Here is a 20,663-nt window from a genome sequence, read left to right as displayed (position 1 = left end):
ACCGTCCGTGCCCGGTTCGCGACTCCCGCCGGTGCGGTGGCGGCACCGCGTGTCTCGGCCCGTGGGACGGCCCTCCTAGGATGGGCGGGTGAAGTACGCAGAGAACGTCGCCGACCTCGTCGGCAACACGCCCCTGGTCAAGCTCGGCTCCGTCGTCGCGGACGCGGGGGTGAGGTGCACCGTCCTGGCGAAGGTCGAGTACTTCAACCCCGGCGGGTCGGTGAAGGACCGCATCGCCCTGCGCATGGTCGAAGCGGCCGAGCGCGACGGGCTGCTCAAGCCCGGTGGCACCATCGTCGAGCCGACGAGCGGCAACACCGGCGTGGGTCTGGCCCTCGTCGCGCAGCGCCGTGGCTACCACTGCGTCTTCGTCTGCCCCGACAAGGTGAGCCAGGACAAGCGCGACGTGCTCAAGGCCTACGGGGCCGAGGTCGTCGTCTGCCCGACCGCCGTCGAGCCCGAGCACCCCGACTCCTACTACTCCGTCTCCGACCGTCTCGTGCGCGAGATCGACGGTGCGTGGAAGCCCAACCAGTACTACAACCCCGAGGGCCCCAACAGCCACTACCTGACGACCGGTCCCGAGATCTGGCGCGACACCGACGGCCGGATCACGCACTTCGTGGCGGGCGCCGGCACCGGAGGCACGATCAGCGGCACCGGCAAGTACCTCAAGGAGGTCAGCGACGGCGCCGTCCGCGTCATCGCGGCCGACCCGGAGGGCTCCGTCTACTCCGGCGGCACGGGCCGTCCCTACCTCGTCGAGGGCGTCGGTGAGGACTTCTGGCCGGGCGCCTACGACCCGTCGGTCGTCGACGACGTCATCGCCGTCAGCGACGCCGACTCGTTCGAGATGACCCGTCGCCTCGCCCGCGAGGAGGGCCTGCTCGTCGGCGGCTCCTGCGGCATGGCCGTCGTGGCCGCGCTGCGCGCTGCGAAGGACCTGCCCGAGGACGCCGTCATGGTCGTCCTGCTGCCCGACTCGGGCCGCGGCTACATGAGCAAGATCTTCAACGACGAGTGGATGCACTCGTACGGCTTCCTCAACGACCACACCGAGGCGACGGTCGGCTCGGTGCTGCACGGCAAGTCCGGCGACATGCCGGCCCTCGTGCACACGCACCCCAACGAGACGATCCGCGACGCCGTGCAGATCCTGCGCGAGTACGGCGTCTCCCAGATGCCGGTCGTCAAGGCCGAGCCGCCCGTCATGTCCGGTGAGGTGGCCGGATCCGTCAGCGAGCGGGCCCTGCTCGCAGCGCTCTTCACCGGTCAGGCGCACCTCGCCGACTCCGTCGAGAAGCACATGGAGAAGGGCCTGCCCCTCGTCGGCGCCGGCTCGCCCGTGTCGGCGGCGCGCAAGGAGCTCGAGGAGTCCGACGCGATCCTCGTCGTCGAGGACGGCAAGCCGATCGGCGTCCTCACCCGCGCCGACCTGCTCGGCTTCCTCGCCGACTGACCTCCGTCAGGCACAGCCTGAGACGACGTATGCCGCTGGGCTCGCTTCCACGAGAAGCGAGCCCAGCGGCATACGTGCGAAAAGGGCTGCGGCTCAGGCGTCCTGGGCGGCCTTGGCGCTGGCCTTCTTGGCCTGCTTGAACTCCCGCACCTTGAGGAGGGAATCGCCGTCGACGACGTCGGCCACCGAGCGGTAGCCGTCGAGCGCGTAGTCCCCGGCGACGGCCTCCCAGCCCTCGGGCCTCACGCCGAGCTGCTTGGCGAGCAGGGCCACGAAGATCTGCGCCTTCTGCTTGCCGAAGCCCGGCAGCTCCTGGACGCGCGCGAAGAGCTCCTTGCCGGTGGTCGCCTCGGTCCAGAGCCGCGTGACGTCGCCGTCGTAGCGGTCGACGACGAGTGCGGCCAGCTCCTGCAGCCGGGCCGCCATGGAGCCGGGGAAGCGGTGGATGGCCGGCGGGGTGCTGGCCATGGCCTTGAACGCCTCGGGATCCGCGTCGGCGATCGCGGCGGGGTCGAGCGTGCCGAAGCGGCTCAGCACCTTGTAGCCACCGCGGAAGGCGTGCTCCATGCCGTACTGCTGGTCGAGCATCATCCCGACGACGACGGCGAACGGGTACTCGTCGAGGACCTGGTCGGCGGCTGGTTCGTTGGCGATCTGGAAGCCCATGCAGGCATGCTCTCACGCGCCCATCCGCTGCCGGCGGGACCGGGTGGGACGACTACGGCGACGGGACCCGGACCCATGACGCACGTCCGCCGGTGACCTCGCCCGCGCCCGCGGTGAGGGCGCCGACGAGGCCGCGGACGGACTCCCCGGTGCCGGGCTCGACGGCGAGGGCGAGGACGAGACCGCTCGGGCCCCAGGTCGTCGACGTGACGGCACAGCCGGGGTGGCCCCGCAGCGCGTTCTCGACGCGCGGCGCATCGGCGCTCCCGACGGTCACGACGAGTCCGTCGCGCAGCGCGTAGGCCACCGGTGTCGCGGCGTCGAGTGCGGCGGAGACGGCGTCGCCGTAGGCGCGGATGAGGCCACCGGTGCCGAGCAGGGTGCCGCCGAACCACCGGGTCACGACGGCCACGACGTCGGTCAGGCCGCGGCCGCGCAGGACGTCGAGCATCGGTGCTCCGGCCGTCCCGGACGGCTCGCCGTCGTCGTTGCTGCGCTGGGTGGCGCCGTCGGGCCCGAGCACGAACGCCGTGCAGTGGTGCCGCGCGGCGCGGGTCCCCGACCGCACGGTCTCGACGAAGGCCCGGGCATCGTCCTCGGACGGCACGGGCGCGACGTCGCAGACGAAGCGCGAGCGCTTCACCTCGAGCTCGGCGGAGGCGGGGGACGCGAGGGTGAGGTAGCGGCGTGGCGGGCTCAGCGGCATACCTTCCTCGGGCCGGGGCGGGGACGCTCCGAGTATGCCGTGGGGCCGGGGAGGCCTCCCCATTGCACGAGGCGCCGCCGACAGGTGAGGATGGGGCCGGCTTGTCAGGGGTGAAGGGGAGATCTGTGTTCTCGAAGGGTGCTGACGTCGACGCGCTGCGCGACTCGGCGGGCCGGATGGCGTCGTTCGGCCGTGAGGTCGACGTCGTCCGGGCGCGTGGACAGCGGGCCGTGTCCACGATGCAGCGGGTCTGGCAGGGGCCGGACCTGCAGCACCTCGTCGAACGCTGGCGTCGGGTCGAGCACGACCTCACCCGCATCGCCGCCGAGCTCGACCAGCTGTCGCGGCGTCTCCACGACAACGCCGACCTCCAGCACCGCTCGAGCGGCACGGCCGCGGGTGCCGGAGGGTCGCACCACGGCGGTGGTGGCGGCGGCGTGGTCCCCACGGGTGGCGGACACCCGGGTGGCCACGGCGGGCGGCCGACGCTGCACGCCGCGCCCGTCGGCGCCTGGTCCGAGGTGCTCGTCGGGTGGGGCCCGGACGGCGGTCGACCGCTCGTCACACCGGGCGTGCCGCAGCCGTTGCACGGGATGGGCTGGGGCCACTGGATCGGCGGCACCCACGGGACGGGTGCTGCCTTCGTGCCCGTCGACGCGACCTACGGGCCGGTCCTGCCGGCCGACGTGGCGGCCGCGGCCGCGCACGGTCTCGGCCTGCCGATCCGCTGAGCACGGCCACCTCGCGGCACGCCGGGGCGCGGCCCTCGCGCGGTCGTGCGCGGGCCCGGCTGAGACACTGTCGCCATGCACCCGTTCGCAGTGGCCCTCGGCGGCGCCGTGGGCACGCTGCTCCGGCTGCTCCTGACGACGGGCCACAGCGGCGGTGCGCAGTGGGACCCGCGCATCAGCGTCATCAACGTCGTCGGCGCCTTCCTCCTCGGCGTGCTCGTCCGGCTCCCCGTGCGGCCCCGACTGCGCTCGATGCTCGGCTCCGGTGGTCTCGGGTCGCTGACGTCCTTCTCGGCCCTCAGCATCGCCTTCGTCGACGGCACCCCCGGGTATGCCGTCGCGCTGGGCCTGCTGACGAGCATCGTCCTCGGGGTGGCCGCGGCCGCGCTGGGGATGTGGCTGGGCGGTCTGCTCACCGACGGTGACCGGGAGACCGCGTGAGCGCGGTCGCATGGTGGGGCTGGGTGCTCGCCGTCGGAGCCGGCTCGACCGGCGCCCTGCTGCGCACGTGGCTCGTGCGGACCCTGTCGAAGCGACCGCTGCCCCTCGGGGTGCTCGCCGCCAACGTCCTCGCGTCGGTCGTCGGTGGAGCCGTCGTGGCCGACCGCGTCGAGCTGGGTCCGACGTGGTCGCTCGTCGTCATCGGTGGCTTCTGCGGCGGACTGTCGACCCTGTCCACGCTCGCGGCCGACACGGTGGAGCTGTGGCTCGAGAACCGTCGCCGTGACGCCGTCGGCAACATCGCCGCCAACGTCGCGCTCGGGCTCCTCGCAGCCTGGGGCGCCTGGGCGGTCGTCAGCTGAGGTAGCGCTCGACGACGACGTCGACGAGGGCCTCGGGAGCCGGTTCGTGGGGCAGCAGGAGCGGCGGGGTGACGACGTCGGCGCCGGACCTGCCGGCGAGCTCGGCGAAGAAGCCCGGCGCGAGCAGGTAGGTGGCCACGACGACGCGACGGCCCGGGAGCCGTTGTGCCGCAACGGCATCGACGAGCTTCGGCTCGGCGGCGGACAGGAACCCGGCGACGACATGACGCCCGAGGCGCTGCCCCAGTGCAGCGGCCACGCGCTCGCAGTCGGCGACCGCCGAGGCCTGTGACGACCCGGCCGCGGCGAGCACCACGACGTCGTCGTCACGCAGCCCGGCCGCGACGAGGCGGTCGCGCAGCAGGCCCGCGAGGCGGTCGTCGGGGCCGAGGGCGGGGGCCACGGTGGTGCCGGGCACGGCTGCGGCGGCCTCCGCGAGGTCGACGTAGACGTGGTAGCCCGCCGACAGCAGCAGCGGCACCAGCCGGGCGGGGCCGGCGTCGTGCAGCGAGGAGAGCACGGCGGCCGGGTCCGGGGGCTGCACGTCGACGAACGCCGCGCGGACGGTGAGGTCTGGGCGCCGCGCGGCGACGGCGGCCACGAGGCTGCCGATCGCCGACCGGCCGGCGGCGGACGACGTGCCGTGGGCCACCGCCACGAGCACGGGCGCGGGGCTGGTCATGGGCTCACTCTGTCAGGTCCGGGCGGACCGTCGGCGTCCTGACCACGCGCGCGGGGCGCGGTCTCGCGGAACGCACGGCACGCATACGCCCGGGTGAGCAGGCCGTTACCGTGCCATCGCGGGACGGAAACGCGGACGAAACACACTCTTCCTACCGTGGGAGCCGACGTGGAACGCGAGCTGCGACGGGAGGCCGCCGTGCTGATCGAGACCGACCTGACGGGACTGCCCGTGCTCGTCGTGGGGCCTCCGGGCCTCACTGCCTCCGTCGTGCGTCGCCACGAGCGGGCCGGTGCCGTGGTCACGGTCGCCGCCTCACCGGGTGACGTCACGGCGGAGGTGTGTGCCCGCGCCCGGCTCGCCGTGCTCGTCGGTCCCGGGTCCACGTGGGCACCGGTCCGTGAGGCGCTCGCCGGCAGGTGCCCCGTCGTGACCGAGCCGGTCCCGGACGCGCCCCGGGGCCGGGTCGTCCTCGTGGGTGCGGGTCCCGGGGGTCTCGAGCTGCTGACGCTCGCCGGGATCCGCGCCCTCGCCGAGGCCGACGTCGTGCTCACCGACCGGCTGGCCGAGGTGGGCGACGTCGCCCGTCTCGCCCCGGGGGCCGAGGTCGTCGACGTCGGAAAGCGGCCCGGACACCATGCGGTGCCCCAGGACCAGATCGAGGGAATCATGGTCGGGCGTGCACTCGACGGCCTCACGGTCGTGCGGCTCAAGGGCGGCGACCCCTACGTCTTCGGCCGGGGCGGCGAGGAGGTCGCGGCCGCGGTCGAGGCCGGGCTGCCCGTGACCGTCGTGCCCGGGGTCTCCTCGGCGGTCGGCGTGCCCGGGAGCGCCGGCATACCGGTGACCCACCGTGGCGTCAGCCACGTCTTCACCGTCGTGTCGGGTCACGTCCCGCTCGAGCCCGAGCAGGCGCGGTCGCTCGCAGGCCTCGGTGGCACCGTGGTCGTCCTCATGGGCATGCACAACCTCGTCCCGCTGACGACCGCCCTGGCGCGAGCTGGGCTCGCCGCCGACACCCCCGCTGCCGTCGTCGAGCGGGGCTTCACCCCCGACCAGCGCAGCATCGTCGGCACCCTCGCCACCCTGCCCGACCTCGCCGCCAGGGCCGGCGCCACCTCGCCGTCGGTCATCGTCGTCGGTGAGGTCGTGCGCCAGTCCGCCGTGTGGGCGCGCCGTGTGGGCGCGCCGTCCGCCGACGGGCTCGCGATGGACGTCGTCGCGTGAGCGAGCCCACCGCCCCGCCGACGCAGGCCGCAGGGACCGCGCGTCGCGGCCACCCGCGTACGGCCTGGTCGGCCGAGCTGACGGGCCCCGACCCCGACGCCGTCCGCGTGGACCCCACGGGCCCGGTGCTCGACGGCTTCCGGATCGCCGTGACCTCCGACCGGCGGTCGGGCGACCTCATCGACGCCTTCGTGCGCCGCGGCGCCGAGGTGCTCCACGCGCCGGCCGTGCGCATCGCGCCCGTCGACGAGGACGAGATCCTCATCGGCGACACGCGCGCCGTCATCGAGGGCCGACCCGACGTCGTCATCGTCACGACCGCGTACGGCTTCCGTCGCTGGATCGAGGCGGCGGACGCGGCGGGTCTCGGCGAGGACCTCGCTCGGACCCTCGACCAGGCGCGGATCATCGTCCGCGGCCCCAAGGCGCGTGGCGCCGTCCGGGCGGCCGGGCACGACGACGACGGCATCGCCGACGACGAGCGCACCGCGTCGACGGTCGGGCTCGCCCTCGAGGGCGGCGTCGTCGGGCGCCGCGTCGCGGTGCAGCTCCACGGGCACGAGGACGTCGAGCAGCTCGAACGGCTGCGTTCGGCCGGTGCGACGGTGCTGACCGTGGCGCCCTACCGCTGGGTGCGGCCGACGGACGAGAGCCGGCTGGGACGGCTCGTCGCGGCGGTCGCGGCTCGTGAGGTCGACGTCGTGACCTTCACGTCGGCGCCCGCGGTCGACGGACTCGTCTCTGCCGCAGCGCAGCTCGGCATGGACGGCGTGCTCGTCGATGCCATGCGGTGCGGCGTCACGGCCGCTGCGGTCGGGCCGGTGACGGCGGCGCCGCTGCTCGACCTCGGGGTGACCCCCATCGTCCCCGACCGCTTCCGGATGGGTGCACTCATCCGGACCGTCATCGAGCACCTGACGCTCAACGGCGTCGCCGAGGTGCAGACCGCACTGGGGCCGCTCGTCGTGCACGGGCGCGTCGTGACCTTCGGTGGCGAGACGGTGACCCTGGCCCGCGGGCCGCGGGCGATGCTCGCGGCCCTCATGTCCGAGCCCGGCGCGGTCCTGAGCCGTGAGCGGCTCCTCGACGAGCTGCCCGAGGCGGAGAACGAGCACGCGCTCGACATGGCCGTGAGCCGACTCCGGTCGGCGCTGCCCGACCGCCACCTCGTGCAGACGGTCGTGCGCCGGGGCTACCGGCTCAACGTGTAGCGGCCGCCGTCTCGGCGTCACCGACGATGGCGGGCGCGTGGTCGGCGATCCAGTCCATGAGCGGCACCATCCGCTCGGCGAGGTCGGCGCCTCGCGCGGTGAGGGAGTACTCGACGTGCGGCGGGACGACGGGCCGGGCGTCCCGGTGGACGAGCCCGTCGGCCTCGAGCATCCGCAGGGTCTGGGCGAGCATCTTCTCGCTGACGCCCTCGGCGCGACGGCGCAGCTCGCTCCACCGCAGGGGGTCGCCCTCGGCGAGGGCGAGGATGACGAGCGTGCCCCACTTGCTCGTCACGTGGTCGAGCACGACACGGCTGGGGCAGTCGGAGGAGAAGACGCCGTCGGGGAAGTGCCGACGCAGGGTGTTACTAACCGTCATGTCAGTACCTTACTTCAACGTGGGTACTAACTTCTGGGAAGTATGCCGGGGGTGGGGTCGTTCTGGAGGGTGTCAGCCCCACCCGAAAGGAACGTCATGACCCTTCTCGTCACCGGTGCCAGCGGTCACCTCGGCCGCCTCGTCGTCGAGGCTCTCCTCGAGCGCGCCACGCCCGCAGCCGACGTCGTCGCCATCGCCCGCGACCCCGAGTCCGTCGCCGACCTGGCCGACCGTGGTGTCGTGGTGCGCCGCGCCGACTACACCGACCCCGCCTCCCTCGACGCGGCGTTCGTCGGTGTCGACCGGCTCCTGCTCGTCTCGGGCAGCGAGGTCGGCCAGCGGGTCGCCCAGCACGCCAACGTCATCGACGCGGCCCGGCGGGCGGGAGTGGGCTTCGTCGCCTACACGAGCATCACGCGCGCCGACACCTCGGACCTTGCGCTGGCCGCCGAGCACCGCGCGACGGAGGAGCTGCTCGTCGCGTCCGGCCTGCCGCACGCCCTGCTGCGCAACTCCTGGTACCTCGAGAACTACACCGGCCAGCTGCCGACGGTCCTCGAGCACGGCGCCGTCCTCGGTGCCGCCGGCGAGGGCCGGGTCAGCGCCGCGACGCGCGCCGACTACGCCGACGCTGCTGCCGTCGTCCTCGCGGGCGAGGACGGCCGGGGTCACGAGGGCGCCGTCTACGAGCTCGGTGGGGACGAGGCGTTCACCCTCGGCGAGCTCGCGGAGACGGTGGGACGCGTCGCGGGACGTGACGTCGCCTACCGCGACCTGTCCGTCGCCGACTACACCGCGGCTCTCGTCGCCGCCGGTCTTCCCGAGGGGTATGCCGGCGTGCTCGCCGACAGCGACCGCGGGATCGCCGAGGGGGCGCTGTTCACCGGCTCCGGCGACCTGTCGCGTCTCATCGGTCGCCCGACGACCGGACTCGAGGACGCCCTCCGAGCCGCCCTCGTCGCGCACCCCGCCTGACCCAAAGCCCCCCGCCCCGCCCCCACCCGTTTCAACCGTCGAAAGGCCACAAACCGGGGACTTCGGTCCCCGGTTTGTGGCCTTTCGACGGTTGGGGGGCACAGATTCTGGCCTTTCGACGGTTCAGGAGAGGGGGAGGCCGATCTTCACGGTGCCGTGCTGGACGCGGACGGCATACGTCGGCAGGGCAACCTCGGGGTCGTCGAGGGCGGCGCCGGTGCGCAGGGAGAAGACCTGCTTGAGCAGTGGTGAGGCAAGGGTCGGCTCACCGCCGCGGTCGCCGGTCAGACCCCGGGATAGCACGGCGGCCCTCGCGTAGGGGTCGAGGTTGTCGACGGCGTAGATCATCCCGTTCGGCAGCAGGAAGAGGGCCGCCTGGGCGCCGCCGGGCAGGAGCACGGCGACGCCACGGCCGGGCACGAGGGCCGCGACCGGGCAGGCCGACACCCACTGCCTCGCTCCGGGGGACGGCAGGATGCCTGGCCGCACGACGCTGCGACCGGCGGCGGGCGCAACCTCGGCCGCGACGGCCTCGGGTGGGGTGACGAGTGTGGTCATGACGGGTTCCCTTCGCACTCAGACGTTCTCGCGGACAGTGGGCAGCCCGAGCAGCACCGGCACCTTGCGCGGGCCGGACTCGTCGAAGGCGACCGTGGGGTCGGCCTCCTCGGGCGCGTTGACGAACGACACGAAGCGAGAGAGCTTCTCGGGGTCGTCGAGCACGGCCTTCCACTCGTCTTGGTAGCCCTCGACGTGACGCCCCATCGCGGCCTCGAGGTCGTCGGCGATCCCGAGCGAGTCCTCGCACACGACGGCCCTGAGATGCTCGAGCCCGCCCTCGAGCGCGTCGAGCCAGGGGGCCGTGCGCTGGAGGCGGTCGGCCGTGCGGACGTAGAACATGAGGAAGCGGTCGATGTAGCGCACGAGGGTCTCGTCGTCGAGGTCGCTCGCGAGCAGCCGCGCATGGGCGGGCGTCTGGCCGCCGTTGCCGCAGACGTAGAGGTTCCAGCCCTTGTCGGTCGCGATGACGCCGACGTCCTTGCCGCGGGCCTCGGCACACTCGCGGGCACACCCCGAGACGCCGAACTTGATCTTGTGCGGCGACCTCAGCCCGCGGTAGCGGTGCTCGAGGTCGACGGCCATCCCGACCGAGTCCTGCACGCCGTAGCGGCACCACGACGAGCCGACGCACGACTTCACGGTGCGCAGCGACTTGCCGTAGGCCTGCCCCGACTCCATGCCGACGTCGACGAGGCGCTGCCAGATCGCGGGCAGCTGCTCGACGCGGGCGCCGAAGAGGTCGATGCGCTGGCCGCCGGTGACCTTGACGTAGAGCTCGAAGTCCTTGGCCATCTGACCGATGACGATGAGCTGGTCGGCCGTCACCTCGCCACCCGGCATGCGGGGGACGACGGAGTAGGTGCCGTTCTTCTGGATGTTGGCGAGGAAGTGGTCGTTGCTGTCCTGGAGTGCGGCCTGCTCGCCGTCGAGCACGTGGTCGCTGCTCGTCGACGCGAGGATCGAGGCGACGGTCGGCTTGCAGATCTCGCAGCCGGTGCCCGTGCCGTAGCGCGCGACGAGCCCCGAGAAGGTGCGGATGCCCGTCGAGGCCACGATCTCGAAGAGCTCGGCGCGGCTCTGCTCGAAGTGCTCGCAGAGGGCCTTGGACAGTTCGACGCCAGAGTCCACGAGGAGCTTCTTGACGGTGGGCAGGCAACCACCACAGGTGGTTCCGGCGTTCGTGCAGCCCTTGATGGCGGCGAGGTCGCACGCCCCGTCGGCGATGGCGCCGCAGATCGACCCCTTCGTGACGTTGTTGCACGAGCAGATGACGGCGTCGTCGGGGAGCGCGTCGGCGCCGAGCTCTGCTCCGGCGGGGGACACGAGCGCGCCGGGGTCGCCGGGCACCTCGCGGCCGACGTACGCCTTGAGCGTCGTGTACGCCGACGCGTCGCCGACGAGGATGCCGCCGAGCAGCGTCCGCGCGTCGTCGCTGACGACGACCTTGGCGTAGGTGCCCTTCGTCGCGTCGGTGTGGACGATCTCGAGCGCCCCGGGCGTCGTGGCCATCGCGTCGCCGAAGGAGGCGACGTCGACGCCGAGGAGCTTGAGCTTGGTCGACAGGTCGGCGCCGGGGAACGTCGCCTCGCCGCCGAGCAGCCGATCCGCGACGACCTCCGCCATCGTGTAGCCGGGCGCGACGAGGCCGTAGCAGCGACCCTCGACGGCCGCGACCTCTCCCACGGCCCAGACGTTCTCGTCGCTCGTGCGGCACGCGAGGTCGGTGAGGACACCGCCCCGCTCGCCGACGTCGAGGCCGGCGGCGCGCGCGACGGCGTCCGAGGGGCGCACGCCCGCCGAGAAGACGACGAGGTCGGTGAGCAGCGCGGTGCCGTCGGACAGCTCGACGGCGAGGCGGCCGTCGTCCTGGGCGGCGATCGAGCTCGTGCCGGCGCCCGTGTGGACCTGCACGCCGAGGTGGCTGATGAGTCCCTCGAGGACCGCTCCGCCGCCGTCGTCGACCTGGAGCGGCATGAGGCGCGGGGCGAACTCGACGACGTGCGGCGTCAGGCCGAGCAGGCGCAGCGCGTTGGCGGCCTCGAGGCCGAGCAGGCCACCACCGACGACGAGACCGTTGGCCTCGCGGCCTTCCGCGGCGGCCCGCTCGATCGCGGTCTCGGCGGCGACGCGGATGCCGTCGAGGTCCTCGAGGGTGCGGTAGACGAAGCATCCGGTCGAGTCGTGGCCCGGCACCGGGGGCACGAAGGGGTAGGAGCCCGTGGCGAGGACGAGCTCGTCGTACGCAATGACGTCCCCGGCGCTCGTCGTGACGGTGCGCGCCGCACGGTCGACGTGCTCGGCCCGGGTGCCGAGGCGCAGGTCGACGAGGTCGTCGCCGGCATACGTGTTGCCCGCGAGGGCGAGCGACGCGCGGTCCCAGGTCCCGACGTAGGAGGAGAGGCCGACGCGGTCGTATGCCGCCTCCGCCTCCTCGGAGAGGACGGTGACCTTCCACGTGCTCGCCGTGTCGCGCGAGCGCAGGGCCTCGACGAAGCGGTGGCCGACCATGCCGTGGCCGACGACGACGACGGTGCGGGCGGCGGTGCCCGTCGGGCTCTCGGTGGTGGTGGACATCAGGCGGCTCCTTCGGTCAGGGCGGCGGCTGCCGGTACCGGTTCGGGGGTCGAGGAGGTGGACTCGGGGGAGGGCGCCGGCTCGGACGAGCGCAGCCACGAGCAGAGGCCGTCGACGGCGCTCTTGCACGAGCCGCAGCCGGTCGTCGCGCGGGTGGCCTCGGCGACCGCACCGACCGACCCGGCGCCGGCCCGGAAGGCACCGACGATCGCGGATTTCGTCACGGTGTTGCACCGGCAGATGACGGCCGTACCGGGCATCTCGGCGAGGTTGACGCCCTCGGCGGTCCCCGACCGGGTGATGGCGCGACCGAGCATGAGCGACAGGCGGTCCCGTGGGACGACCGAGCCGGTGTCGTAGAGCTGGGTCAGCGCGCCCGCCGCGTCGCCGACGCCGAGCAGGATGGCACCGACGAGGCGGTCCTGGCGCAGCACGAGCTTGGCGTAGCGGCCGCGGCTCGGGTCGGTGAAGGCGAGCACCTCGTGCCCCGGGTCGTGCACGTCGACGTCGACCGTGCCCATGCTCGCGAGGTCGATGTCGGGTGCCTTGAGCCGGGTCAGGACGCTCGTGCCCTCGTACGTCGCGTCGGGGTCGGCGCCGGTGAGCACGTCGGCGAGGACCCGGGCCTGGTCCCAGCCGGGCTGGACGAGGCCGGGCACCTCGCCGCGGTGCTGGGCGCACTCGCCGATGGCGTGGACGTGCGGGAGCGAGGTGGCGAGCCGGTCGTCGACGACGATCCCGCGGTCGACGTCGAGGCCGGTCGCGACGGCGAGGTCGGTCCGCGGCCGGACGCCGGTCGCGACGACGACGAGGTCGGCGGCAAGGGTCGTGCCGTCGTCGAGGACGACGTGGGCCGACGCGCCTTCGGCCGGTGCGTGCCGCTCGACGACGAGGCGTCCGAGGACGAGGCGGGCCCCGATCCCGCGGACGACGCGCGACAGGACCGCGCCGCCGTCGGCGTCGAGCTGCCGGTCCATCGGGAAGTCCTGCGGGTGCACGACGGTGACGTCCACGCCTCGGGCGAGCAGGCCGCGGGCCGCTTCGAGCCCGAGCAGGCCACCGCCGAGCACGACTGCGGTGGAAGCGGACTCGGCAGCCGTGACGATGCGACCGCAGTCGTCGACGGTGCGGAAGGCGACGACCCCGGCGGCCAGCGCTGCACCGGGACCCGGGGTGCCGGCAAACAGCCCGTCCGTCGGGGGCACGAAGCTCGTGCTGCCCGTGGCGAGGACGAGCTCGTCCCAGGTGACGACGCTCTCGACGCCGTCGGTGTCGAGCGTCGCGGTGCGGGCCCCCGCGTCGATCGCCGTGACCCGGGCGCCGGTGACGACGTCGACGTGGCGGGCGGACCACCAGCCGTCGGGCTTGAGACGCGTGTCGCGTGGGCTGATGCCGCCGGCGACGACGGTCGACAGGAGCACCCGGTTGTAGGCGGCGTGCGGCTCCTCGCCGACGACCGTGACGGCGAAGCGCTCGGCGTCGGGGTCGCGGTGACGGATCTCCTCGGCGAGCCGGGCGCCGGCCATGCCGTTGCCGACGACGAGGACGTGCCTGCGGGTGCGGGTCATGCAAGGGCCTCCAGGCGGACGGCGCACGCCTTGAACTCGGGCATGCGGCTGGTCGGGTCGAGGGCGGCGTGGGTCAGGGAGTTGGCGCGCGCGTCGCCGCCCCAGTGGAAGGGCAGGAAGACGACGTCGGCACGCATGTCCTCGTCGGCGCGGACGACGGCACGGGTGCGGCCACGGCGGCTCACGACGTCCGCGAGGTCACCGTCGCCGAGCCCGACCGAACCGGCCGTGTCGGGGTGCACCTGGACGAACATCTCGCCCGCGGCGGCCGACAGCTCGGCGACGAGCCGCGTCTGGGCGCCGGACTGGTAGTGCTGGAGGACCCGTCCCGTCGTCGCGACCAGGGGGTAGGCCGCGTCGTCGGACTCCGCGGGTCCGACGTGGTCGACCGCCACGAAGCGGGCCCGGCCGTCGGGCGTCGCGAAGGCGTCGAGGAAGAGGCGCGGCGTGCCCTGCGGGCGCTCGGTGCTGCACGGCCAGTGCAGGCTCTCGCCGGCGTCGAGCCGCTCCCACGTCACCGCGGAGTAGTCGGCCGGCCCGCCGGCCGAGGCCCGGCGCAGCTCGTCGAAGACGACACGCGGTTCGGTGGGGAAGTCTGTGCTGCAGCCGATCCGGTGTGCGAGCTCGCTCCACACCTCGAGCTCGCTGCGGCACCCCTCGGGGGCCTCGAGCGCCTTGCGCCGGCGCAGGACCCTCCCCTCGAGGTTGGTCAGCGTGCCCTCCTCCTCGGCCCACTGGAGGACGGGGAGCACGACGTCGGCGACCGCCGCGGTCTCGGACAGGACGAAGTCCGACACGACGAGCAGGTCGAGTGCGGCGAGGCGCTCGGTGACGACCCGGGCGTCGGGTGCCGACACGACGGGGTTGCTGCCGTGGACCATGAGGACGCGCGGACCGCCGTCGGTGCCGAGCGCCGACAGCAGCTCGAAGGCGCTGCGGCCGGGGCCGGGCAGGTCGGCCGGGTCGATGCCCCAGACCGCCGCGACGTGGGCCCGGGCGGCAGGGTCGTCGATCTTGCGGTAGCCGGGCAGCTGGTCGGCCTTCTGACCGTGCTCGCGACCGCCCTGGCCGTTGCCCTGACCGGTGATCGTGCCGAAGCCGGTGCCGGGGTTGCCGGGCAGCCCGAGCGCCAGGGCGAGGGCGATGAACGCCGTCACCGTGTCGGTGCCGCTCGCGTGCTGCTCCGTGCCGCGGGCCGACAGGATGTAGGCGCCGCGCTCGGTGTCGCGGGCGCGGGCGAGCGCGGCGACGGCCGCCCGCATCGTCGTGACGGCGACCCCCGTGACCCGCTCGACGCGCTCGGGCAGCCACTGCGCCGCGACGGTCCACAGCTCGTCGAAGCCCGACGTGCGCTCCGCGATGAACCCCCGGTCGGCATACCCCTCGGTGACGGCGAGGTGGAGCATGCCGAGGGCCAGGGCGGCGTCGGTGCCGGGGCGCAGCTGCAGGTGCAGCCCGCCGCCGTCCACGGCCTTGGCCGCGGTGGGCGTGAGGCGCGGGTCGGCGACCATGAGGCCCCCGGCGTCGGCGGCGCGGACGAGATGCGTCAGGAAGGGTGGCATCGTCTCGGCCGGGTTGGCGCCGAGGAGCAGCACGGCGTGCGCCGAGCCGATGTCGGTGACCGGGAAGGGGAGGCCACGGTCGAGGCCGAAGCAGCGGATGCCCGCGGCGGCGGCCGAGCTCATGCACCAGCGACCGTTGTAGTCGATCTGGCTCGTCCGCAGGGCCACCCGCGCGAACTTGCCCAGCTGGTAGGCCTTCTCGTTGGTCAGACCCCCACCGCCGAAGACCGCCACGGCGTCCCGGCCGTATGCCGTCTGCGTCCGCACGATGGCGTCGGCCACGACGTCGAGGGCCTCGTCCCACGACGCGCGGACGAGCTCGCCGGCGCGGCGCACGAGCGGCGTCGTGAGGCGGCCGGGGGTCCGCAGCAGCTCCGCGCTCGTCCATCCCTTCTGGCACAGGCCGCCCCGGTTCGTCGGGAACCGACGCGGGCTGACCGTGAGGTCGGCCGCCGACGTCCCGCTCAGGGTCATCGCGCACTGGAGCCCGCAGTAGGCGCAGTGCGTGGCGACGCCCGCCTGCTCGGAGGGGGCGTCCCCTCCGAGCGGGCGGGACGGCATTCTCGATGAGGTGGTCGTCATCGGCGGTAGCGCACCTTCGTCAGGGTGGCGGCGCCGACGTAGAAGAGCGTGAAGACGACGAACGCGGCCGTGGCCGAGTGGCTGGCTCCCTGGTACGACGCGCGCAGCCCGAGGTTGATGAGGACGCCGCCGAGGGCACCGATGGCGCCGGCGATGCCGATGAGGGCACCGGCCATCGAGCGTGACCAGGCCGTGCGCTCGACCGCGGGACCGGGGATCGAGGCCGACTTCGCCTCGAAGAGGGCCGGGATCATCTTGTAGACCGAGCCGTTGCCGATGCCCGAGAGGACGAAGAGGAGCACGAACCCGCCGATGAGACCGGTGAGCTGGAGACCGGTCGCGGCGCCCGCCGTCACGTCGTCGGAGCGGGCGGCGAGGGTCACGAGGACACCGGCGACGGTGAGGCCGACGAAGGTCCACAGGGTCACGGCGGCGCCGCCGCGACGGTCGGCGAGCCTGCCACCCCAGACCCGGCTGACCGAGCCGAGGAGGGGCCCGACGAAGGCGATCTGCGCGGCGTGCAGGCTCGCGGCGGCGGCCTGAGCCGGCGTCGGTGCGGCGCCCCCGGTCATGCCGGCGAGGAAGGTCTGGTTGAGCACCTGGCCGAAGGCGAAGCCGAAGCCGATGAACGAGCCGAACGTGCCGATGTAGAGCAGCGAGATGACCCAGGCGTCGGCGTGCCGCAGCACCTCGAGCATCGCCTTCGGGTTGGCCGTCTGGTGGTCGAGGTTGTCCATGAAGACCGCGGCGCCGATGCTGGCGACGGCGAGCAGGACGAGGTAGACGGCGCACACGACCTCCGGCCTGCGGTTGCCGAGCGTCGCGATGACGAGCAGCCCGACGAGCTGGACGACGGGGACGCCGATGTTGCCGCCACCGGCGTTGAGCCCGAGGGCCCAGCCCTTCATCCGCTGCGGGTAGAAGGCGTTGATGTTCGTCATCGACGACGCGAAGTTGCCGCCACCGAGACCGGCGAGCCCCGCGACGAGCAGGAAGGTCGTCAGCGAGTGCCCGGGGTTGACCATGAGCCACCAGGTCAGGGTGGTCGGCACGAGGAGCGCGACGCCGCTGACGATGGCCCAGTTGCGGCCGCCGAAGAAGGCCGTCGCCATCGTGTAGGGCACCCGGAGCACGGCGCCGACGAGCGTCGGGACGGCGACGAGGAAGAACTTGTCGGCCGGCGTGAAGCCGTAGACCGCCTGCGGCATGAAGAGGACCATGACCGACCAGATCGACCAGATCGAGAAGCCGATGTGCTCGGTCGCCACCGACCAGATGAGGTTGCGGCGGGCGACGTCCTGGTTCCCGCTCTCCCAGGCCGTGGTGTCCTCGGGGTCCCAGTCGCGGATGACCCGCTTCTTCGGGGCGGTGAGCTCGCGGAAGCGACTGGGACGGTCGGTGGCCGGTGCGAGGGTGGGTGACGCTGTCGTGGTCTCGGCGGCGCTGCCGGTCGTGCTGTCGGTGCTGCTTCCGGTGGTGGTGCTCACGGGGTTCCTCCTGGGCTGCTCGAGCCGAGCGGACGGTGACGGGGGTGAGGCGGGGGCGGGTCGGTGCGGGCTGGGGTCGCTGCGAGAGCGTGGCGCTCACGCTAGGAAGCCGGTGTTGCCGGTCGCCGGGGCTGCTGTGACACCGCGGTTACATCTGCCTCACGCGCGCCGGGACGCTCCGTGAGGTCACGCACGGGAGCACCCGTCGGGCTCCTCACGGGCGACCGGGAGCGGCGTGAGGCGGGCCGCCGCGTAGGCTCGCCGCCATGACCACGGCTGCTGACCAGGCCTCGCTCAACACCCTGTCCGTGGGCACGGCCGGGCCCCGCATCGCCTTCCTGCACGGGCTCTTCGGCCAGGGTCGCAACTGGAACCAGATCGCGAAGGCCGTCAGCGGCCCGGACGGCACGGACGCCCGCTGCCTGCTCGTCGACCTCCCCGACCACGGCCGGTCCCCGTGGTCGCAGGAGTTCTCGCTCGACGCGTATGCCGACGCCGTGGCCGCGACGCTCCGCGCGGCCGCCGAGGGGGAGCGCTGGACCGTCGTCGGCCACTCGCTCGGGGGCAAGGTCGCCATGGTGCTCGCGCTGCGCCACCCCGAGCTCGTCGAGCGGCTCGTCGTCGTCGACATCGCGCCCAAGGGCTACGGCTCGCTCGAGCGCTTCGAGGGCTACATCCGCGAGATGCAGGCCCTGCCGCTCGACGAGCTGACGAGCCGCGGTGACGCGGAGGCCCGCTTCGCCGAGCCCGACCCGGGCGTCAAGGCGTTCCTCCTGCAGAACCTGCGCCGCGACGGCCAGAGGTGGCGCTGGCAGGTCAACCTCGACCTCGTGGCGGGCGACGCCGCGCTGGGGGTCGACTCACGCATCGCCGACTGGCCCGACGCCGTCGACGAGCTCCCCGCCTATGAGGGGCCGGTGCTGTGGATCGCCGGCGGCGACTCGCGCTACATCGCGCGTGAGGACGGCGAACGCATGCGACGCCACTTCCCGCGCACCCGGCTCTTCACGATCAAGGGCGCCGGGCACTGGGTGCACACCGACGCGCCGGAGATCATCGTCACCGCCCTGCGCCGCTTCGTCGCGGGCTCCGACGGCTGAGCCCAGGCTCACCGCACCGACGACGCCCAGCTCTCCAACCGTCGAAAGGCCACAAACCGGGGCCTGAGCGCCCCGGTTTGTGGCCTTTCGACGGTTGGGAGGGTCAGAGGAGGCGGCGGCCCATCGCCCAGGCGGTCAGCTCGTGGCGCGAGCTGAGCTGGAGCTTGCGCAGCACCGAGCTGACGTGGGTCTCGACGGTCTTGACGGAGATGAAGAGCTCCTTCGCGACCTCCTTGTACTGGTAGCCGCGCGCGATGAGGCGCATCACCTCGCGCTCGCGCGCCGAGAGCCGGTCGAGCTCCTCGTCGATCTCGGCGACCTCACCCGCCGTCGCACCGAACGCGTCGAGGACGAAGCCGGCGAGGCGCGGGCTGAAGACGGCGTCGCCGTCGGCCACCCGGCCGATGGCGGTGAGCAGCTCCTCGGCGCTGATCGTCTTCGTGACGTAGCCCCGGGCCCCGGCGCGGATGACGGCGATGACGTCCTCGGCCGCGTCGGAGACGGACAGCGCGAGGAAGCGGACCGGCACGTCGGCGCGCGACTGGACCCCGGCGCAGGCGCGGATGACGTCGGCACCACCGTGTCCGTCGCCGCCGGGCAGGTGCACGTCGAGGAGCACGACGTCGGGGCGCTGCTCGGTGATGACCTGCACCGCCGACTCGACCGCCCCGGCCTCACCGGCGATCCCGAGGGTGAACCCGCCCGCCCGTGGCGTCGCCGCGAGGGAGGTGAGCTCGGCGCGCACGCCGGTGCGGAACATGTGGTGGTCGTCGACGATGACGATGCGGATGGTCCGCGGGTCGGTCATGAAGCCTGCTCCTGGGTCTCGGGGTCCGGCGTGGCGCCGGTCGTGCTCGTGGTGCTGGTGGGTGTCGGGGGTGCGGCAGGCGCCGCCGCGGGGGGCGCCTCGGGCTCGTGCGGCTGCCGCACGGGAAGGCGCAGCTCGACCTCGGTCCCGTCGGCACGGCGCCGGATGCGGGCCGTGCCGCCGTGGCGCTCCATCCGGCCGATGATCGACTCCCGCACTCCGGCGCGGTCGTCGGGCACGGTGTCGAGGTCGAAGCCCGCGCCGTGGTCGCGGACGAACGCCTCGACGGCGTCGGGCCCGACCTCGACGTAGGCGCTGACCGGCGGGCTCGCGTGGCGCACGGCGTTCCAGGTGGCCTCGCGCACGGCCTTGACGAGGGCGTCGAGGTGCTCGTCCATGGGTCGGTCGCCGGTGACGACGAGCTGGACGGGCACGCCGTGGAGGTCCTCGACCTCGCCCATCGCCGCGGTGAGCGCGGCGCCGAGCGTGCCGCCGCGCGCGTCCTCGTCGTAGAGGTAGCTGCGCAGCTGCCGCTCCTGCGCCCGGGCGAGACGCGCGACGGTCGCGGCGTCGCCCGACTGGCGCTGGATGAGGGCCAGCGTCTGGAGCACCGAGTCGTGCAGGTGGGCGGCGATGTCGGCGCGCTCCGTGGCCCGGATGCGCGCGGCCTGCTCGAGGCGCAGGTTGCTCCACAGCCGGAGGATCCACGGCGCCGACAGGACGGCGACCCCGACGAGCGCTGCGAGGACGGCGCCCGCGACCTGCCACAGCTCGGTGAGGTTGGTGCCGCGCACGAGCAGGCCGACGAGCCCGAGGATGGTCAGGCCGAGACCGACGACGAGCCAGATCCAGCGGACCGGGCGGCGCGCGCCGATGGCATCGGTGTCGTCGAGCTGGGACCAGAAGAAGATCGCGCCGATGACGATGGCGACGACGGGCAGGATCAGCTCGGCGTGCACGTCGAGACCGGCGCCGCCGAGCCAGAGCGCGCCCGCCACGGCCAGGGCGGCCACGCCGAGGAGCGTGATGACGACGGCCTGGTTGCCGCTGCGCAGCCAGGTGCGCAGGCCGGCGAGGTCGAGATGGTGCTGCCCACCGGCCGTCGTGCCGGTGGTCGTGCTCGTCGTGCTCGTCGTGCTCGTCGTGCTCGTCGTGCCGGCGCTCGCGGTACCGCCCCCCGGGACGGGGCTGCCCGACGACAGGGGAGGAGCGGTGGCGACGGCCGGGTCGACGTCGCCGACCTCGCGCATGGTGGCCCAGAGGAAGACGTAGACGGCGAGCCCCGCGCCGAACGGGATGCTCGTCAGGACGAGCGCCACCCGCACGGCGACGACCGGGAGCCCGAGGTGCTCGGCGAGCCCCATCGCGACTCCCGCGATGATCTTGCCCTGCCGTTGGCGCACGAGCGGAGGCCGTGGCGTCGCCCGCCAGGCCGGGCGCGCGGGGCCCGTTCCGTTCTCGTATGCCGTCTGCACCGTTCCATCCTGACCCACCCGGCGGGCGAGGGCGACCATCCCGGCCCGCTTTGGGGGTCGCGTCAGGGTGCGCTCAGGGTCGACCCTCATGGCTGGCGGGCGTCGGG

At 73.6% G+C, this 20,663-nt stretch carries 19 protein-coding genes; 8 read left to right on the top strand and 11 right to left on the bottom strand.

What is annotated here, in order from left to right; all coding sequences use genetic code 11:
* Positions 1-88: 88 nt before the first annotated feature.
* Complete coding sequence (locus tag ACSQ2D_RS15795; protein ID WP_435986885.1) at positions 89-1,459, top strand: cystathionine beta-synthase; 1,371 nt, start codon at positions 89-91, stop codon at positions 1,457-1,459.
* Positions 1,460-1,552: 93 nt separating this feature from the next.
* On the opposite strand, the gene ACSQ2D_RS15790 is transcribed toward ACSQ2D_RS15795, so the two are convergent.
* Complete coding sequence (locus ACSQ2D_RS15790; RefSeq protein WP_435986884.1) at positions 1,553-2,125, bottom strand: HhH-GPD-type base excision DNA repair protein; 573 nt, start codon at positions 2,123-2,125, stop codon at positions 1,553-1,555.
* 52 nt (positions 2,126-2,177) lie between these two features.
* Positions 2,178-2,831 (bottom strand): IMPACT family protein, encoded by a 654-nt coding sequence (locus tag ACSQ2D_RS15785; RefSeq protein ID WP_435986883.1) that lies wholly within the window; start codon positions 2,829-2,831, stop codon positions 2,178-2,180.
* A 125-nt stretch (positions 2,832-2,956) separates the two neighbouring features.
* Between ACSQ2D_RS15785 and ACSQ2D_RS15780 the strand changes: the two genes are divergently transcribed.
* The 3 genes from ACSQ2D_RS15780 (at position 2,957) to ACSQ2D_RS15770 (ending at position 4,365) form a co-directional block, all read left to right on the top strand.
* Complete coding sequence (locus tag ACSQ2D_RS15780) at positions 2,957-3,562, top strand: WXG100 family type VII secretion target (RefSeq protein WP_435986882.1); 606 nt, start codon at positions 2,957-2,959, stop codon at positions 3,560-3,562.
* 75 nt (positions 3,563-3,637) lie between these two features.
* Positions 3,638-4,003 carry a fluoride efflux transporter FluC gene (locus tag ACSQ2D_RS15775; protein WP_435986881.1) on the top strand — a complete coding sequence of 122 codons (366 nt, stop codon included), beginning with the start codon at positions 3,638-3,640 and terminating at the stop codon, positions 4,001-4,003.
* On the top strand, positions 4,000-4,365 hold the full coding sequence (locus tag ACSQ2D_RS15770; RefSeq protein WP_435986880.1) for a fluoride efflux transporter FluC: 366 nt from the start codon (positions 4,000-4,002) through the stop codon (positions 4,363-4,365). The genes ACSQ2D_RS15775 and ACSQ2D_RS15770 overlap by 4 nt, the downstream gene beginning before the upstream one ends.
* Here the strand turns inward: ACSQ2D_RS15770 and ACSQ2D_RS15765 are convergent.
* Entirely contained in the window at positions 4,358-5,047 is a 690-nt protein-coding gene (locus ACSQ2D_RS15765) for a sirohydrochlorin chelatase (protein ID WP_435986879.1), read from the bottom strand. The genes ACSQ2D_RS15770 and ACSQ2D_RS15765 overlap by 8 nt on opposite strands.
* A 156-nt stretch (positions 5,048-5,203) precedes the next feature.
* Between ACSQ2D_RS15765 and cobA the strand changes: the two genes are divergently transcribed.
* Positions 5,204-6,274: a uroporphyrinogen-III C-methyltransferase gene (gene cobA, locus ACSQ2D_RS15760; RefSeq protein ID WP_435986878.1), complete on the top strand. Its 1,071-nt coding sequence runs from the start codon at positions 5,204-5,206 to the stop codon at positions 6,272-6,274.
* 77 nt (positions 6,275-6,351) lie between these two features.
* Positions 6,352-7,485, top strand: coding sequence for a uroporphyrinogen-III synthase (locus ACSQ2D_RS15755; protein WP_435987862.1), 1,134 nt, complete (start codon positions 6,352-6,354; stop codon positions 7,483-7,485).
* Here the strand turns inward: ACSQ2D_RS15755 and ACSQ2D_RS15750 are convergent.
* A complete protein-coding gene (locus ACSQ2D_RS15750; RefSeq protein WP_435986877.1) occupies positions 7,475-7,864 on the bottom strand; it encodes a winged helix-turn-helix transcriptional regulator in 390 nt (129 codons plus the stop codon). The genes ACSQ2D_RS15755 and ACSQ2D_RS15750 overlap by 11 nt on opposite strands.
* Positions 7,865-7,960: 96 nt before the next feature.
* Between ACSQ2D_RS15750 and ACSQ2D_RS15745 the strand changes: the two genes are divergently transcribed.
* Positions 7,961-8,839: an SDR family oxidoreductase gene (locus ACSQ2D_RS15745; RefSeq protein WP_435986876.1), complete on the top strand. Its 879-nt coding sequence runs from the start codon at positions 7,961-7,963 to the stop codon at positions 8,837-8,839.
* Between the two features lie 123 nt (positions 8,840-8,962).
* Here the strand turns inward: ACSQ2D_RS15745 and nirD are convergent, their stop codons facing one another.
* From nirD to ACSQ2D_RS15720, 5 genes are read right to left on the bottom strand one after another with little or no spacing between them, the layout of a single operon-like run.
* Positions 8,963-9,397 carry a nitrite reductase small subunit NirD gene (gene nirD / locus ACSQ2D_RS15740; protein ID WP_435986875.1) on the bottom strand — a complete coding sequence of 145 codons (435 nt, stop codon included), beginning with the start codon at positions 9,395-9,397 and terminating at the stop codon, positions 8,963-8,965.
* Between the two features lie 18 nt (positions 9,398-9,415).
* Positions 9,416-11,974, bottom strand: a complete 2,559-nt coding sequence (nirB, locus tag ACSQ2D_RS15735; protein ID WP_435986874.1) for a nitrite reductase large subunit NirB — start codon at positions 11,972-11,974, stop codon at positions 9,416-9,418.
* On the bottom strand, positions 11,974-13,542 hold the full coding sequence (locus tag ACSQ2D_RS15730; protein ID WP_435986873.1) for an FAD-dependent oxidoreductase: 1,569 nt from the start codon (positions 13,540-13,542) through the stop codon (positions 11,974-11,976). Before ACSQ2D_RS15730 ends, nirB begins: the two co-directional genes overlap by 1 nt.
* Positions 13,539-15,686 (bottom strand): molybdopterin oxidoreductase family protein, encoded by a 2,148-nt coding sequence (locus ACSQ2D_RS15725; RefSeq protein WP_435986872.1) that lies wholly within the window; start codon positions 15,684-15,686, stop codon positions 13,539-13,541. The genes ACSQ2D_RS15730 and ACSQ2D_RS15725 overlap by 4 nt, the downstream gene beginning before the upstream one ends.
* On the bottom strand, positions 15,683-17,173 hold the full coding sequence (locus ACSQ2D_RS15720; protein ID WP_435986871.1) for a nitrate/nitrite transporter: 1,491 nt from the start codon (positions 17,171-17,173) through the stop codon (positions 15,683-15,685). The genes ACSQ2D_RS15725 and ACSQ2D_RS15720 overlap by 4 nt, the downstream gene beginning before the upstream one ends.
* A 266-nt stretch (positions 17,174-17,439) precedes the next feature.
* Between ACSQ2D_RS15720 and ACSQ2D_RS15715 the strand changes: the two genes are divergently transcribed.
* The gene (locus ACSQ2D_RS15715; protein WP_435986870.1) at positions 17,440-18,273 is read left to right on the top strand and encodes an alpha/beta fold hydrolase; all 834 of its coding nucleotides are present in this window, start codon (positions 17,440-17,442) and stop codon (positions 18,271-18,273) included.
* 103 nt (positions 18,274-18,376) lie between these two features.
* On the opposite strand, the gene ACSQ2D_RS15710 is transcribed toward ACSQ2D_RS15715, so the two are convergent.
* Together ACSQ2D_RS15710 and ACSQ2D_RS15705 are read right to left on the bottom strand one after the other, a co-directional pair.
* On the bottom strand, positions 18,377-19,081 hold the full coding sequence (locus ACSQ2D_RS15710; protein WP_435986869.1) for a LuxR C-terminal-related transcriptional regulator: 705 nt from the start codon (positions 19,079-19,081) through the stop codon (positions 18,377-18,379).
* The gene (locus ACSQ2D_RS15705; protein WP_435986868.1) at positions 19,078-20,646 is read right to left on the bottom strand and encodes an ATP-binding protein; all 1,569 of its coding nucleotides are present in this window, start codon (positions 20,644-20,646) and stop codon (positions 19,078-19,080) included. Before ACSQ2D_RS15705 ends, ACSQ2D_RS15710 begins: the two co-directional genes overlap by 4 nt.
* Between the last annotated feature and the right edge of the window lie 17 nt (positions 20,647-20,663).

The sequence above is a fragment of the Terrabacter sp. LjRoot27 genome (assembly GCF_964254175.1).
Lineage (GTDB): Bacteria > Actinomycetota > Actinomycetes > Actinomycetales > Dermatophilaceae > Terrabacter.
Note: the sequence above shows the minus strand (reverse complement) of the source record. Positions and strands in the feature narration are given on the sequence as shown.